This is a genomic window from Sphingopyxis sp. BE259 (assembly GCF_031457495.1).
Classification (GTDB): Bacteria; Pseudomonadota; Alphaproteobacteria; order Sphingomonadales; family Sphingomonadaceae; genus Sphingopyxis.
This window is the reverse complement of the sequence record NZ_JAVDWM010000001.1, coordinates 2,366,637-2,381,681: the sequence shown is the minus strand read 5'-3', so window position 1 is coordinate 2,381,681 and position 15,045 is coordinate 2,366,637. Positions and strand designations below refer to the sequence as shown.

Below are 15,045 nucleotides of genomic sequence, written 5' to 3'. Positions count from 1 at the left end.
AACACAAGGTCAATATTTTGGATCATGCGGTCATGGCGCGAAGTGTATTGCTCGCTTAGCACAGTAGCCAGCGGGTTAGCCCATCGGCTTTTGTGACAGGCGAACCCGCTTGGGAAAACAGCGGGACATTACGCCATCATGTTACAGACAATTCGACAGAGACCGTTGTCGGCGGCGGCCGTTTATTGGTTCGTCCTCACCTTCATCGGTCAAAGCCTGTTCACGCTTTACATTCTGATCTTCTATGGCCGCGCGACCGTTACCGGCGATTGGAGCGCAGCGAACGATGTTCTTCCCGACGGAATGATCGCCGGGGACGGCGCGGGCAATGCCGCGCTTTTCCTTCATCTGCTGTTTGGCGCGCTGATCACCTTTGGCGGACTGTTGCAGCTGACCCCGCAGGTGCGAACACGATTCCCGCGATTCCACCGCTGGAATGGTCGTTTCTATATGCTTTTTGCGGTCATCATGAGCGTCGGTGGATTCTATGTCACCTGGGGCCGTGGAGAAACCGGGTCGGGCTATGCGACGTCGATCAACGGTATTCTGATCCTTATCTGCGCGGCGCTCGCCACCCATTATGCCCGCGCCCGCGACTTTGTCCGACATCAGCCATGGGCAATCCGCCTGTTCCTGATGGTCAGCGGAGTCTGGTTCCTGCGCGTGTTTGTCATGTTGTGGATATTGTTGATGGGTCCTGACGGGCTGGGCGAAAGTTTGGGCGGACCGGTGGGCATCGCGCTCAACTATGCCCAGTTTACCGTACCGCTCTTGCTTTATGAGCTTTACCGATGGGCGCAGCGCAGCAAGAGCGCAGCGGCGCGTTGGTCGGTCGCAGCAATCCTGTTCGTCGCGTCGAGCGCGATGGGCGTTGGGATTGGGATGGCGTGGCTGTTTATGTGGCAGCCGAATATGGGATAAAGCGCGGTCACCGCTTCATGCACTGTCGCACGTCGTCGCGTTTATATTCGCTGCAATTCCACAGCGCCTTTTCGAACCCCGCCTTGTCGTCGCGCAGGTAGGAAAAGGTCATCGCGGCGCGCTGAGTATCGCTCATCGCGTCGCTATCGGGTTTCAGTACCGGGTTGGTCCACCCCATGAACTTGCAATAGGGCTTGTCGCCGCAAAGGCGCAGCGCGGTCGTCACGAAACTTTCGGGGGCGGCGCGGCGGTCGAGCTGGGTGTAGATGGTGTCGCGGCCTGTCGCTTCGCCGGCGCCAACCACGACGCGTGCTTCGCCGACCGCCGCATTGGCGTCGACGCCGGTGGCAACGTCGGCGGGCAAACCGAGCGCGATGGCGTGCAGGGGCGACAGCGCCGCCATTTTTGCGACCGGGCCGTCGCCGCCCGACACCGCGCCGCGATACGCCCCCGGGGTGCCCCAATAGCCCGGCCAGCGAAAGAAGAGATGGGTGTCGACGATGGCGATCTTTTCCAGACTGTCGCTCCAATAGGGGCGGACCCAGTCGGTGTGATAGTGGGTGGCGAGGCCGACGGGTGGGAAGGTGCCGCCCGACAGCATCAGGTCGGCGTTGCCCTGTGCCCGCGTCCACGCCGCATCGGAGTAGCGGCGATTGAGAGCGCCGTCGCAGGTGAAAGTGAACTGGCAGCCGGTGACGCGGTCGGACCCCTGGAAGACGACGCCGCAGATCGATTTCGGGAAGGCCGGATGCCGCGCGCGGTTGATGATGACCTGGCCGACCGCCTGCTGGCCCTTGGCGTCGTCCCCCGCCTCATAGATCATCGCAGCGGCCAGGCAGTCGCGGGCGCGCAGGCGGGCGTCGCCGGTCCCGGCGTAGATGAAAGGGCGGGCGGCCACGACGTCGTTCGTCATCACAGCAATCCGCGCATTGGCAGCGCGGGCGTCATCCTTTGCGACCGGGGCAAGTTCCATGGGCAGCACATCGGGGACGACGTCGGCTGGCGGCGCGAAGGGATGCGGGCGCTGTCGGAGCGCGCCGCCGTCCGACGGATTGCTGGCACAGAGCACGATGCCGATGGCCAATGCCGACAGCAGCACGAACAGCCAGCCGGTCCAATCGCGCCGCACGGGCAACGCCGATGGATCAACCTGAGCGGACATGACCTGGCCTCAGATCTCCGGGAGGAAATCGGGGACCGACAGATAGCGTTCGCCGGTGTCGTAATTGAAACCGAGCACCCGGCTGCCCGGCGGCAGTTCGGCCAGCTTCTGCGCGATGGCGGCCAAGGTGGCTCCCGACGAGATGCCGACCAGCATCCCTTCCTCGGTCGCGGCGCGGCGCGCGTAATTTTTGGCGTCGGCAGCATCGACCTTGATCACCCCGTCGAGCAGGTCGGTGTGGAGGTTGCGCGGGATGAAACCGGCGCCGATGCCCTGGATCGGGTGCGGCGCTGGCTGGCCACCCGAAATCACGGGCGAGGCTTCGGGTTCGACCGCGAATATTTTCAGGTTCGGCCAATGGGCTTTCAGAAACTGCGCGGTGCCGGTGATGTGGCCGCCGGTGCCGACCCCGGTGATCAGCGCGTCGATCGGGGTATCCTTGAAATCGGCGAGGATTTCGGGGCCGGTGGTGCGGACATGGACGTCGATATTGGCTTCATTTTCGAACTGCTGCGGCATCCAAGCACCGGGGGTGGTTTCGACCAGCTCGATTGCGCGCTCGATCGCGCCCTTCATGCCCTTTTCGCGCGGCGTCAGGTCAAAGGTCGCGCCATAAGCGAGCATCAAGCGGCGGCGTTCGATCGACATGCTTTCGGGCATGACGAGGACGAGCTTATAGCCTTTGACCGCGGCGGCCATCGCCAGGCCGATGCCGGTATTGCCCGACGTCGGCTCGACGATGGTGCCGCCGGGTTTCAGATTGCCATCCCGTTCGGCCGCCTCGATCATCGCGAGGCCGATGCGATCCTTGATCGATCCACCGGGATTGCTGCGTTCTGACTTGATCCAGACTTCGGCGTCCGGAAACAGCTTGCCCATGCGGATATGCGGCGTGTTGCCGATGGTATCGAGGATCGAATTGGCTTTCATGATCGGTGCGCTCTTTCGTTGAATTCGAACCGCGGGTCGCGGCGGACGCGGTTTGGCCAGTCGCCGGCACGCAGCCAGCGGGCCTCGTCCGCCAGGGCCGGCGTCGGCGCGGGTTGTAACGAGGCAAGCAGATACTGTCCATAAGGCCAGTCGCCGATCGCCGAGTCGGCATTGATGTGGCCGAACGGTCCGGCGTTGACGAAACGCGCGTCCCAGTGCCGCGACAGGCGCCACACATGCGCGGTCTTGGCATAGGGATCGTCATCGCTGGCGACGACGATCATCGGCGTTTGCGACGACAATGCGGGCGAGTCTGAAAAACCGGCGATACGGTGCTTGCCGCGCAACTGGCTCAGATCCGGCGGCGCAACGAGCAGTGCTCCGACGATCCGGTCGCGGGCGATGCTGCTCGCATCGGCAAACCAGTGCGCGAAGGCATGGCAGCCCAGGCTGTGCGCGACGATCAGCACCGGGTCGTGCTCGGCGTCGATTGCCGCAGCGATCCGTTCGACCCACGCATCTTTGGCGGGAGCGTCCCATTGGCCGAGTTCGATGCGTTCGCAATGGGCGAAACGGCGTTCCCACAGGCTTTGCCAATGGGTCGGCCCGCTGTTGTTCAGGCCCGGTATGGTCAGTATTTTATGCTGGATAGTCAGATCATGCATGGCGGTCGCTCCATCGAGGGGGGAGAGGAAAACCGCGGTGACGGGTGAGGAGGAAATAACTCAATCGATTAAATTGACAATAGAGATTAGACGGGATGACGCCCAAATGCGGTGGACGGTTTGCGCGCTAATCCGTCGGCTGTTTGAATTGCGGTTCGAAGGTTCTGGCGCGCCGTAGCTCGGGAAACAGCCAGGCCCAGAGCGCGGTCACGCCGATCGCCGCCACGCCGCCAAATACGACCGCCGGGATCGGGCCGAACACCGCCGCCATTGACCCGGCGCGCATTTCGCCAAGCTCGTTCGAGGCCGAAATCGCCAACCCCGACACCGCGCTGACGCGGCCGCGCATATGGTCAGGCGTGTTGAGCTGGATCAGCGTCCCGCGCACGAAAACGGAGAACATGTCGGCGGCGCCCATCAGGACGAGCAGCGCGAGCGAGAGGAAGAAGTTGGTCGATAGGCCGAATGCGACGGTTCCGGCGCCGAACACGGCGACCGCCCACAACATTTTGACGCCGACGTTGCGTTCGATGGGGCGGAAGGCGAGGCCGAGGGCGACGACCGCGGCGCCGACCGCCGGGGCGGCGCGCAGGAAGCCAAGTCCCTCCGACCCAGTCTGCAAGATGTCGCGCGCGAACACAGGCAGCAGCGCGGTCGCGCCCGACAGGATGACGGCGAACAGATCGAGCGTGATGGTCCCCAGCAGGAACCGTTCGCGCCAGGTGAATTGCAACCCATCGGCCATTTCGCGGAGCGGATGGCGGCGCACTTCGCTGGGCGGCGGGAGGACCGGGCGGACGCGGCTGATCGTGAACGCCGAAATTGCGAGCAGGATCGCCGCAAAAACATAGACCGACGCGGGGTGCGCGGCATAGATCAGCCCACCCGCGGCGGGCCCGACGACTGACGCCGACTGCCACGCGATGCTGCTCATCGCGATCGCGCGCGGCAGAACAGCGGGCGGGACGATATTGGGCGCGATCGCGCTCATCGCCGGGCCGGAAAACACGCGCGCGACCCCATGCAGCGCGGCGAGGCCGAACAGCAGCGGCAGAGTCAATGCGTCGGTCCAGGTAAACCAGCCGAGCAGCGCGGCGATGACCAGGTCGATCAGGTTGGAAAAGATCGCGACGCTTCGTCGTTCGAGCCGGTCGGCGACCCACCCCGCCACCGGGGTCAGGATCGCCAGCGGAACGAACTGCACCAGCCCGAGCAGGCCGAGCTGAAACGATGCCTCGCGGATCGACATGCCATAATCGGTGCGCGCGGTGTCATAGAGCTGATACCCGATGACCACGACCATTGCCATCGTCGCCATCACCGCGGTGAAGCGCGCCAGCCAGAAATAGCGGTAATCGGGAAAGCTGAGCGGCGAGGGGGCTTTGGGCGCCGCGCCCGGCATCACCGGTTCGTCGCCATCTGCGGGAGGGATCGTCGCCATCACGCTTTGCCCTAAACGGGTTTTTGCCGCTGTCCAGTGGCGTTGCTGGCGCCGTTCGTCGATTAACGGATGTTATCGGTCGTCACGAGTGGCAGAAGCCGGGTCAGGGAAATCCAGGGAGATAGCCGAATGACACGCAAATTTGCCCGCTTTTGCGGCGCCGCCATGGCCGCGACGCTGCTGGTGCTGACCGCCTGCAACGCGTCGGACAACAAGTCCGCCACCGCCGCCCCGAGCTCGGCAAGCTGGACCGAATTTCGCGACCAGTTTCTAGCCGGTTATTTCCCGCTCAATCCGAATTTTGCAGTGTATCAGGGCAAGCATGAATTTGACGGGCAATTGCCCGACTGGTCACCCGCGGGGCTGGAGAAGCAGGCCGCCTATCTTGAAAAAGCGATCGCCGATGCGAAGGCCTTTGACGGCGAGATGACCGCGGCCGAAAAGTTCGAGCGCGATTATTTGGTGCATGTCGCGCAGGGGCAGTTGTTCTTTCTGCGCGATACCGATTTCGCGCAAAAGAACCCGTCCTATTACACCGGCGCGCTCGACCCCAATGTCTACATCGCGCGGCCCTATGCCGACGCGACGACGCGGATGAAGGCGTTCATCGCCTATGCCGAAAAAGTCCCCGCCGCCGCCGCGCAGATCAAGGCGAATCTGAAGCTGCCGCTGCCCGCGACCTTCGTCAAATATGGCACCGCCGGGTTTGGCGGCTTTGCCGACTATTACGCTGGTGACGCGAAGGCGGCCTTTGCCGAGGTCAAGGACGAGGCGCTGCAAAAGCAGTTCGATGACGCCGCAGCCAAGGCCGGTGCCGCGATGACCGATCTGGCGAAATATGTCGGGTCGCAGCCGGGCACCGCCGACGGCTATGCGCTGGGCGCCGACAAGTTCGCCAAGATGATCCTGACCAACGAGGGGGTGGACACCCCGCTCGACGAGCTGGAGCGCATCGGGCAGGCCGATCTCAAGCGCAATCAGGACGCGCTGAAAGCCGCGTGCGCGACCTATGCTGCGGGCATGACGATCGGCGAGTGCATGAAAAAGATGAATGCCGACAAGCCCGTCGACGGCCCGGTCGCCGAGGCGCGGCGGCAGTTGCCGATGCTGCGGGCGTTCCTGGTCGAAAAGGATCTGGTGTCGATCCCCGGCACCGAACAGGCACAGGTCGAGGAATCGCCGCCGTACAACCGCCAGAACAGTGCCTATATCGACATCCCCGGACCATATGAAAAAGGCCTGCCGTCGGTTTACTATATCTCACCGCCCGATCCGAGCTGGGACAAGCAGACGCAGGCCGATTTCGTGCCGGGCCGCAAGGATTTGATGTTCACCTCGGTCCACGAAGTGTGGCCGGGGCATTTCCTCAACTTCCTTCACGCCAATCGCGCGGAGAGCATTTTTGGCAAGCTGTTCGTCGGCTATGCCTTTGCCGAGGGCTGGGCGCATTACACCGAAGAAATGATGTGGGACGCCGGGCTGGGCGAAGGCGATCCCGAAACCCATATCGGCCAGCTGTCGAACGCGCTGCTTCGCAACTGCCGCTATCTGTCCGCCATTGGCCTGCACACCAAGGGAATGACGGTCGCCGAGTCCGAAACGTTGTTCAAGGAACAATGTTATCAGGACGAGGGCAATGCCCGGCAACAGGCGGCACGCGGCACCTATGACCCGCTGTACCTCAACTACACGATGGGCAAGCTGATGATCCGCAAGCTGCGTGAGGATTGGACGAAAGGCGACCGCACGAAGTGGAAAGCGTTCCACGACGAGTTCCTGTCCTATGGCGGCCCGCCGATCCCGATGGTGCGCGCCGCGATGATGAAGGAAGACACGCCAAAGGCGGTGTTCTGAGGGCAGAGGGTGCAGGCGCTGGCGGGGCTTAGCCCGTCGGCGCCCGCAGCCGTGCGATGAAAAAGCCGTCGAGGCCGCCAGCGTCGCGCAGCACGCCCGGCAGCGTGCGGACGAAACCATCGCTGTCAGGCGCGATCGCCGCGGGCAGTTCGTCCCCGCGCACAGGATCGACTGTCCACGCGGCGTGCTGGTTCAGGAACGCCGCAATTTGATCCTCGCCTTCGGAGCGCTCCAGCGAACAGGTGGCGTAGATCAGCGTGCCGCCGGGCTTCACCCAGCGCGCGGCGCGGGTCAGCAGTTCACGTTGCAGCACCGCCATGTCGTCGATCTGGCGCGACTCAATGCGGTGCAGCACGTCGGGGTGCCGCCGGAAGATGCCGGTCGCCGAGCATGGGGCATCGAGCAGCACGGCGTCGGCGGGCGCGGCGGGTGTCCATGACCGGATGTCGGCCTGCACAATGTCGGCTGCCAAGCTGGTGCGCGCCATATTGGCGCCAAGCCGTTCGAGACGCTTGGCGCTGGAATCGACCGCGACGACCTGCCAGCCGGCGGCCGCCAACTGCATCGTCTTGCCGCCGGGCGCCGCGCAAAGATCAAGCGCCGAACGGCCTTCGCCGGGTCCAAGCAACCGCGCTGGCAGACTTGCGGCAAGATCCTGGATCCACCAGCCGCCTTCGTTATAGCCCGGCATTGCTTCAACCGCTTGCCCGCGCGGCAGGCGCCGATGGCGCGGTGCAAGCGCGATGGCTTCGGGCCATTCCTCTGCACCCGGTTCGGCGGCGAAGCTGAGGTCGATCGGCGGCGGCGCGCTCCACGCGGCTTCCGCAGCTTCGACCGTCGGCAGACCCCATTGCTCAGCCCATCGTTCGGCGGTGGGCAGGGGCAGGGTGGCGCGCTCGGGCAGCCGCCATTCGTCCTGCTGCGCGCGCGACAGGATCGCGTGAACCAGCCTCCGCGGGCCGCCGGCGACGAGCGGCAACGCGGTCGCGACCACGGCGTGCGCGGGGCTTTTGAGGACGAGCAACTGCGCCAGCGCGATCCGCAAGACAGCCCGCGATTTGACGTCGTCGGGCAGAATCTGCGCCGTCGCACTATCGATCAGCGCGTCGATGTCGACCATCCAGCGCAGGGTCTCGGACGCGATGGCGACGGCAAAGGCGCGGTCAGGACCGGTCAGCCCCTGGGCGGCGGCGTGCATCGCCACATCGAGCGGGTCACCGCGACGCAGGACCGCATCGACCAGCCGCAACGCGGCGCGGCGCGGCGCAGTGCCGGGCGGGTCGGGTTCGTTCTGCGCGCGCTGTTTGGGGCGCCGGGGGCGATCAACCATGATGATGTTCGACGCGGTTGGCGTGAGGCATGAAAAATCCTATAGTGGCTGCACCATGACCGAGCGCAGTGAAACGGAAACGATTGGCGGAACGCCACGAGCGGTGAAGCGTCCGGCGCATGTGAAGGCGCCTGCCGACTGGACCACCAGTCCGGTACCACCGCCAGCGCCGATCCGCGAGGAAAAGGCCGAGGAACAACCCGGGGGGCGAAATCCAGTGCGCTACGGCGACTGGGAGCTGAAGGGCATCGCGGTCGATTTTTGACGCTGCGATCGGCGATCGCGTCAAAAAGGATTCATCCGCCCGATCAGCCCGGTCCGGTCGATAAATTGATGCTTCAGTGCGGCAAGAATATGGATTGCGGCAAGCGCCAGCATGGCCAGGCCAAGCATCTCGTGCCGGTCGTGCATCGCATCGGCCAGACCCTCGTCTGGCTGGGCGATCGTCGGGATTGTCGCCAGCCCGAAAAAGTCGATGGGCCGCCCCGCCGCCGACATCCATACCCACCCCGACAGCGGCAGCAAGATCAGCAGCGCGTAGAAGAGGAAATGCACGATCTTGCTGAGCGGGCGCTGCCACGCGGGCGTCGCCGCGGGCAACGGCGGCGGCTTGTGACCCACTCGCCACAGGATCCGGACGATCGTCAACGCCAGGATCGTGATACCGAGCGCCTTGTGAATATCCATCGCAGCCCGATGGGTTTCGCGCGGCATGTCCTCGGTCAGCATGGCGAGGCCGATATTGGCGATGACCGCCAAGCCGATCAGCCAGTGAAGCCAGATGGCCACCTTGGTATAACGCGGGCCGACTGTGTCGGCGGGGTCTGCCAAGGTGGCCATCGGTTTCATGCTCCTCAGATCGCGGGAACTTCCTGGATTTCGGGCACCTTGCCAGCTTTGACCTGTTCGGCAAAGACTTCGCGCATCAATTGCAGCGAGAAGAGGTGGGCAAAGATCAGGCCGAGGATGCCGTTCTGCATCAGCTTGCGCAGCACATCGCCGCGCAGCTCGCGCAGCTTGTTCTCGTCCACCATCTGGAAGCCGCGATAGATATAGGGCTTGTCGCTGCCTTCCTGCTGGATGCTGACTTCGCCGTCCATGAGCAGGTCGGCCTTTTTCAACTCGTCAACCAACATCCCGGTGCGCTGACCGGCTTCTTCGAAATTTTTGCAGAATTCGAGGACCGCCTGAACCGGCGCCGTGGGCTGGCCATTGTCGAACAGCGCATCACCTTCGTCGAACTTGCCGATCGCGCTCGACGTCGGGTCGAAACACAGCGACAGTTCGTCGGAATTCGGCTGGAGCTTGGCGAGCAGAAACGGATAACGGCGGATGTAGGCGGGAACATAGACCGGATTGACCAGTTTGCCATTGTCATCGACGAAGGTGTTCACGCCTTCGTTCAGGCCCATCAGCGCAAGCGGCACCGGATTGTCGCCGGCCGAAAACACGATCGGGAAAAAGCGGCACGCCGACACGAACTCGTCCGACGTCAGCGGGATCGCATGCTGGTTGATCAGGAAATCGGCGTTGTCCAGCGGCCGCGCGTGGAAATCGGCGTGATCGACGCTCGAAAGCGGCACGAGGTCCTTATAGAACAGCGGCAGGTTGGCAGGGGCGGGCGCAGTGGCCATGATAAAACTCCGGTAGGTCGCCCCGACCAGCCGGGACGAAAAAGATAACAGCGCGCCTTATTGACCCGCGACCCGCCGCGCAAGGGGGCGATGGTGCGGAAAGGCCAAAGCGTCAGTCGATCAGCTTGCCGGGGTTGAAGATGCCCGCCGGATCGAGCCCGGCCTTGATCCCGCGCAGCGCCGCCAGCCGCGCCGGGCTGTCGAGTTCGGCCAGGATGTCGCGTTTCATCTGGCCGATGCCATGTTCGGCGGATATTGATCCGCCAAGGTCAATGACATGCGAATAGACCAACCGACTGACCGCGGCGCCATATTGGGCGAGCCACGCCGCTCCGTCGGCGCCGACGGGCGGCTGGACGTGGTGGTGGACATTGCCGTCGCCCAGATGCCCGAATGACAATGCGCGCACGCCGGGAAAGGCCTGTGCCAGCCGGTCCGGATTGTTGGCGATGAAGGTGGGCATCAGATCGACGGGGACGCTGACGTCATGCTGCAACGCGGGTCCCTCGGCGCGCTCGGCTTCTGAAATGGAGTCGCGCAGACGCCAGAAATCCTCGCTCTCGCGATCATTCTTGGCGATCACGACATCGCGGATCAATCCGGCGTCGAGCGCCGCGGCCAATTCTCGCTCCAAGGCTGGACCCAGCAATGCCTCGTCCTCGCCTGCCATTTCAGCCAGCACATACCAGGGATAAGCCGCCGCGATCGGGGCGCGGGTTTGGGGGATATGCCGTAGCACCGCCGCAAGGCAAGCGTGCGGGATGATCTCGAACCCTTCCAGTTCGCGCCCGATGCTGGCGTCGAGGCGGCGAAGCAGGAGCAAGGCGTTGTCCGGCGAATCGATCGCGATCCATGCGGTGCGCCGCGCCGTCGCGACGGGGACCAGATGCAGGCTGGCGGCGGTGACGATGCCCAATGTCCCTTCGGCCCCGCACAGCAGGTGGCGCAGGTCGTAGCCGCGATTGTCTTTCTTGAGCGGTGCGAGGCCGTCGAAGATGCTGCCGTCGGGGAGCACTGCTTCGATCCCGGCGACCAGCGCGCGCATGGTGCCGTGGCGTAGTACCTGGGTGCCGCCGGCGTTGGTCGATACCAAGCCGCCGATCGTCGCCGATCCCTTGCCGCCGAGGGTCAGCGGGAAACGCAGGCCGTGCGCCAGCGCTTCGAGATGGAGGGTTTCGAGGATTACCCCCGCCTCGGCCACCGCAATCCGCGCCGTGGTATCGACACTGCGCACCCGGTTCATGCGGCGCAGGCTGAGCAGCAGTTGGTCGCCGCTCGTGTCGGGCGTCGCGCCGCCCACCATGCCGCTGTTGCCGCCCTGCGGGACCAGCGCCACCTGTTCGTCAGCGCAGAGGCGAATGACCGCTGCGACCTCGGCGGTCGAGGCAGGCGACAGCATCGCTGCGCTGTATCCCGTGTATTTGCCGCGCCAGTCGGTCAGCCATGGTGCCATCACGTCGGTGTCGGCGGTATAACCCTTTGGCCCCAGCAATTGGGCCAACGCATCGAGCAACGCAGGCGATGGCGCGGATGTCATGCCGCCTGACTCCGGAATTGTTGAGGCTGGGCGGCGACGCGGACGCAATTATAGTTCATTTGATGTTCAATCATGGCTGTTAAAGCGAGCGTTGGATGAATAGCATGATTTCGTCCAGCGCGTTTGGACACAGGAGCGACGGGTGGGCAGCAATTATCGTCAGGACGCCGAAGGAGCGGCAGCGCTGTTGTGCTGACCGCAGCGGTCCTGTGGTTTGCCGCAGCGGCGCCCGTTGCCGACGCGGTGCCGCCGGTTGCGGCGCCCGAGCCGCTGGTCGCGATCACCGCGCCGACCCCCGAACAGATTACGTCGTTCTGGCAGGTGGTGATCGAACAGCAACTGATCATCCGCGTTCCCGCCCAGCGATCGCAGCTCAACAATTTTGCCGCTGGTCCATCGCCGTCGCGGCGGGCCACCGAAATTCCGATCGTCTGGAAAGAGAAAAAGGCGCCAAAATGCGTCGCAATGCGTAATATCATGGGGATGCAGGCGGTCCAGCGCGACAGTATCGACATCCTTACGCGGCAGAAACAGCGGCTGCGTGCTCAGCTCAATCGCGGGTGCCGGGCGCTGGACTTTTACGCCGGCTTTTACATGCAGGGCAGCAAAGATGGACAGCTTTGCGAGGACCGCGACGAAATCCACGCCCGCACCGGCGCCAAGTGCGAGATCGACAAGTTTCGCCTGATGATTCCGGTTCGCGACGACGATTAGGCCTTCGGTCGCGCTTTTCGTCGCCATTTCTTGACTTTTCATCGCTATTTGCCCAAGGCCCGCGCAGCGCCGCCTGCGTGGAAGGCTGAGCGTCACCTCTATTTCCGGACATGATGATCTTATGAAATTTGCCGACATCGGCCTCTCCGACGAACTTTTGCGCGCCATCGACGAGTCGGGCTATGACGAAGCGACCCCGATTCAGGCCGGCGTCATCCCGTCGGTCCTGATGATGCGCGACATTATCGGCATCGCCCAGACGGGGACCGGCAAGACCGCGTCGTTCGTGCTGCCGATGATCGACATCCTGGCCCATGGCCGCGCCCGCGCGCGCATGCCGCGCTCGCTGATCCTCGCACCGACGCGTGAGCTGGCCGCGCAGGTTGCTGAGAATTTTGAGAAATATGGCAAGTATCACAAGCTGTCGATGGCGCTGCTGATCGGCGGCGTGCAGATGGGCGATCAGGTCAAGGCGCTGGAAAAGGGCGTCGACGTGCTGATCGCGACCCCCGGCCGCCTGATGGACCTGTTCGAACGCGGCAAGATTTTGCTGACCGGTTGCAACCTGCTGGTGATCGACGAAGCCGACCGGATGCTCGACATGGGCTTCATCCCCGACATCGAGAATATCTGCACCAAACTGCCTGCGAATCGCCAGACCCTGCTGTTTTCAGCGACGATGCCGGCGCCGATCAAACGGCTGGCCGACAAATTCCTGTCGAACCCGAAGACGGTCGAAGTCGCGCGTCCGGCAAGCCGTAACGAGAATATCGAGCAATTTCTGGTCAAGACGTCGGAACGCGGCAAGCGCGACACCCTGCGGGGGCTGATCGAATCCGAAAAGGTTCACACCGCGATCGTCTTTTGCAATCGCAAGACAACGGTGCGTGAACTGGCCAAGGCGCTGCAGCGTTCGGGTTACAGCGCGGGCGAAATCCAGGGCGATATGGACCAGTCGAGCCGCACCGCCGAACTCGACCGGTTCAAGGCTGGCACGATCAACATCCTGGTTGCGTCCGATGTCGCGGCCCGCGGGCTTGACGTAAAAGGCGTCAGCCATGTCTTCAACTTCGATGCTCCTTGGCATCCCGACGATTATGTCCACCGCATCGGTCGGACTGGTCGAGCCGGGGCGAAGGGGCGGGCCTTCACGCTGGTCAGCCCGTCCGACGACGAGGCGATCGACAATATCCAAAAGCTGACGGGTTATAAAATTCCCGTCCATGGCGGTGAAACTCCGGCTGCAGAGGCCGCGCCGTCGGCGCCGCGCGATGCCGAAGCCGAGGCGGCGCCCCGGCGCGCACGGTCAGAGCGTGGCGGACGCGGCAGGGGCGCGGCGAAAGCCGAGAAAGCCGAGAAAGCGGCTGAGCCGACGCGCTCGACCGAGGAGCGTAAAGCCGCCTCGACATCGGCGACCAAGCCCCGTGGCGATCGCAAACCGGCGCCCGCTCAGCGCCGCGATGATCTGGACGGCCCCGACGACGGCTGGAACGGCCCGACCCCCGGCTTCCTGTCGGTCGGCTTTGGGAACTGAGTATCTTCTGACCATTTGAGGTGACGAACCCGGAAGTCGGCGTCGGTTTTGGGGTGGGTAGCGGACATCCCCACCTTCGCAGGGGCGACGGAAAGTTTCGGTCGTTAGCGGTCGCAGGCCTATACCCGAACGAGCATCTTCCCCATATTGGCGCCCGCAAATAGCCCCAGGAAGGCGTCGGGCGCCGATGACAGCCCGTCGTGCACGGTTTCGCGCATCGTCACCGCGCCGCTGGCGATCAAGCCGCCCATGTCGGCATAAAATTCTTCCATGCAGTCGAAGAACTGGTCGGTGTAGATAAAGCCTTCCATCCGGATGCGCGCCGGGATCGTGCGGATCAGATATTTCATGTCCTGCGCTTTGCCGTCGTTATAGACGTCGATCATGCCGCAGATCGCAAAGCGCGCGAAATCATTTGCGGTGGCAAAGGCAGCGTCGAGATGCTCGCCGCCGACATTGTCGAAATAGACGTCGATGCCGGGCTTGCCCAGTTGATCGAGTGCTTGCGCCAGTCCCGCCAATACCGGTCCCGCCTTGTAATCGACCACCGCATCGGCGCCCAGATCCTTGACCCAGGCGCATTTCTCGGCGCCGCCCGCCGATCCGATGACGGTCATCTCGCGCGCCTTGGCGATCTGGACGACCGCCGATCCCACCGCGCCTGCCGCCGCCGAGACGAATATCGTGTCGCCGGGCTTGGCCGCGGCGACGCGCAGCAGGCCAATCCACGCGGTGCCGCCGGTCAAGCCCATATTGTGCAGGAAGGTTTGCGGGGTCAGGCCCGCGGCCAGTGCTTCGGCAGGCAGCTTGTTGGGCATCATGTCGAGGCCGATGACGCCGCCGTCGCGCCAGCCGCCCATGTGCAGGATCAGGTCGCCGGGGGCGAAGCCGTCCATCCGGCTTTCCACCACTTCGCCGATTGCGCCGCCAGTCATCGGCTGGTCGATCTGAAAACTCGCGGCATAGCTTTTGGCGTCGTTCATTCGCCCGCGCATATAGGGATCGACCGACAGCCACAGGTTGCGGACCTGCAACTGGTCGGCCTCGAGTGGCATGTCGGGTAAGTCGCGGAGCGCGAAATTGTCGGCCGTCGGCAATCCTTGCGGACGGCTGGTCAAATGCCAGGCTTTGCTCATCGGAACCCCCATTCCCTGATTTCGCGTGGCGGTGACAGCGTAGATCAGAAAAGCCGTTGCCACTGCCATGCGGTGCGTTTATCACCCCGCGGTCGCGGGGCCGTAGCTCAGATGGGAGAGCGCTGCAATCGCACTGCAGAGGTCAGGGGTTCGATTCCCCTCGGCTCCACCAGCGACCTTTCTCCCG

The 15,045-nt window shown here is 63.9% G+C and carries 14 protein-coding genes and 1 tRNA gene; 6 read left to right on the top strand and 9 right to left on the bottom strand.

Annotated elements, in window-relative coordinates:
• The first annotated feature begins 165 nt into the window (after positions 1–165).
• Complete coding sequence (locus J2X44_RS11495; RefSeq protein WP_310084010.1) at positions 166–921, top strand: DUF2306 domain-containing protein; 756 nt, start codon at positions 166–168, stop codon at positions 919–921.
• A 7-nt stretch (positions 922–928) separates the two neighbouring features.
• Here the strand turns inward: J2X44_RS11495 and J2X44_RS11490 are convergent, their stop codons facing one another.
• The 4 genes from J2X44_RS11490 to J2X44_RS11475 form a co-directional block, all read right to left on the bottom strand.
• Complete coding sequence (locus J2X44_RS11490; protein ID WP_310084007.1) at positions 929–2,083, bottom strand: cell wall hydrolase; 1,155 nt, start codon at positions 2,081–2,083, stop codon at positions 929–931.
• A 9-nt stretch (positions 2,084–2,092) separates the two neighbouring features.
• A complete protein-coding gene (cysK, locus tag J2X44_RS11485) occupies positions 2,093–3,013 on the bottom strand; it encodes a cysteine synthase A (RefSeq protein ID WP_310084004.1) in 921 nt (306 codons plus the stop codon).
• Positions 3,010–3,678, bottom strand: coding sequence for an alpha/beta hydrolase (locus J2X44_RS11480; protein WP_310084001.1), 669 nt, complete (start codon positions 3,676–3,678; stop codon positions 3,010–3,012). The genes cysK and J2X44_RS11480 overlap by 4 nt, the downstream gene beginning before the upstream one ends.
• Before the next feature lie 127 nt (positions 3,679–3,805).
• Positions 3,806–5,119: an MFS transporter gene (locus J2X44_RS11475; protein WP_405053366.1), complete on the bottom strand. Its 1,314-nt coding sequence runs from the start codon at positions 5,117–5,119 to the stop codon at positions 3,806–3,808.
• Positions 5,120–5,248: 129 nt separating this feature from the next.
• Here J2X44_RS11475 and J2X44_RS11470 point away from each other — a divergent pair, with 129 nt between their 5' ends.
• The gene (locus J2X44_RS11470; protein WP_310083999.1) at positions 5,249–6,973 is read left to right on the top strand and encodes a DUF885 domain-containing protein; all 1,725 of its coding nucleotides are present in this window, start codon (positions 5,249–5,251) and stop codon (positions 6,971–6,973) included.
• Positions 6,974–7,001: 28 nt separating this feature from the next.
• Here the strand turns inward: J2X44_RS11470 and J2X44_RS11465 are convergent, their stop codons facing one another.
• Positions 7,002–8,303: an RsmB/NOP family class I SAM-dependent RNA methyltransferase gene (locus tag J2X44_RS11465; RefSeq protein WP_310083997.1), complete on the bottom strand. Its 1,302-nt coding sequence runs from the start codon at positions 8,301–8,303 to the stop codon at positions 7,002–7,004.
• Between J2X44_RS11465 and J2X44_RS11460 the strand changes: the two genes are divergently transcribed.
• A complete protein-coding gene (locus tag J2X44_RS11460; RefSeq protein ID WP_310083995.1) occupies positions 8,302–8,568 on the top strand; it encodes a DUF1674 domain-containing protein in 267 nt (88 codons plus the stop codon). The genes J2X44_RS11465 and J2X44_RS11460 overlap by 2 nt on opposite strands.
• Positions 8,569–8,588: 20 nt before the next feature.
• Here the strand turns inward: J2X44_RS11460 and J2X44_RS11455 are convergent, their stop codons facing one another.
• The 3 genes from J2X44_RS11455 to J2X44_RS11445 all read right to left on the bottom strand — a co-directional run bounded on the left by J2X44_RS11455 (position 8,589) and on the right by J2X44_RS11445 (position 11,474).
• Complete coding sequence (locus J2X44_RS11455) at positions 8,589–9,143, bottom strand: cytochrome b (protein WP_310083992.1); 555 nt, start codon at positions 9,141–9,143, stop codon at positions 8,589–8,591.
• Between the two features lie 14 nt (positions 9,144–9,157).
• Positions 9,158–9,937: a SapC family protein gene (locus J2X44_RS11450; RefSeq protein WP_310083990.1), complete on the bottom strand. Its 780-nt coding sequence runs from the start codon at positions 9,935–9,937 to the stop codon at positions 9,158–9,160.
• 112 nt (positions 9,938–10,049) lie between these two features.
• Positions 10,050–11,474 (bottom strand): FAD-binding oxidoreductase, encoded by a 1,425-nt coding sequence (locus tag J2X44_RS11445; protein WP_310083987.1) that lies wholly within the window; start codon positions 11,472–11,474, stop codon positions 10,050–10,052.
• Between the two features lie 189 nt (positions 11,475–11,663).
• Between J2X44_RS11445 and J2X44_RS11440 the strand changes: the two genes are divergently transcribed.
• Together J2X44_RS11440 and J2X44_RS11435 are read left to right on the top strand one after the other, a co-directional pair.
• Positions 11,664–12,188 carry a hypothetical protein gene (locus J2X44_RS11440; RefSeq protein ID WP_310083985.1) on the top strand — a complete coding sequence of 175 codons (525 nt, stop codon included), beginning with the start codon at positions 11,664–11,666 and terminating at the stop codon, positions 12,186–12,188.
• A 121-nt stretch (positions 12,189–12,309) separates the two neighbouring features.
• Positions 12,310–13,722 carry a DEAD/DEAH box helicase gene (locus J2X44_RS11435; RefSeq protein ID WP_310083983.1) on the top strand — a complete coding sequence of 471 codons (1,413 nt, stop codon included), beginning with the start codon at positions 12,310–12,312 and terminating at the stop codon, positions 13,720–13,722.
• A gap of 119 nt (positions 13,723–13,841) precedes the next feature.
• Here J2X44_RS11435 and J2X44_RS11430 read toward each other — a convergent pair whose 3' ends face one another.
• Positions 13,842–14,858: an NADP-dependent oxidoreductase gene (locus tag J2X44_RS11430; RefSeq protein ID WP_310083981.1), complete on the bottom strand. Its 1,017-nt coding sequence runs from the start codon at positions 14,856–14,858 to the stop codon at positions 13,842–13,844.
• A 96-nt stretch (positions 14,859–14,954) separates the two neighbouring features.
• Here J2X44_RS11430 and J2X44_RS11425 point away from each other — a divergent pair.
• Positions 14,955–15,030 (top strand) — tRNA-Ala (locus tag J2X44_RS11425).
• The last annotated feature ends 15 nt before the right edge of the window (positions 15,031–15,045 follow it).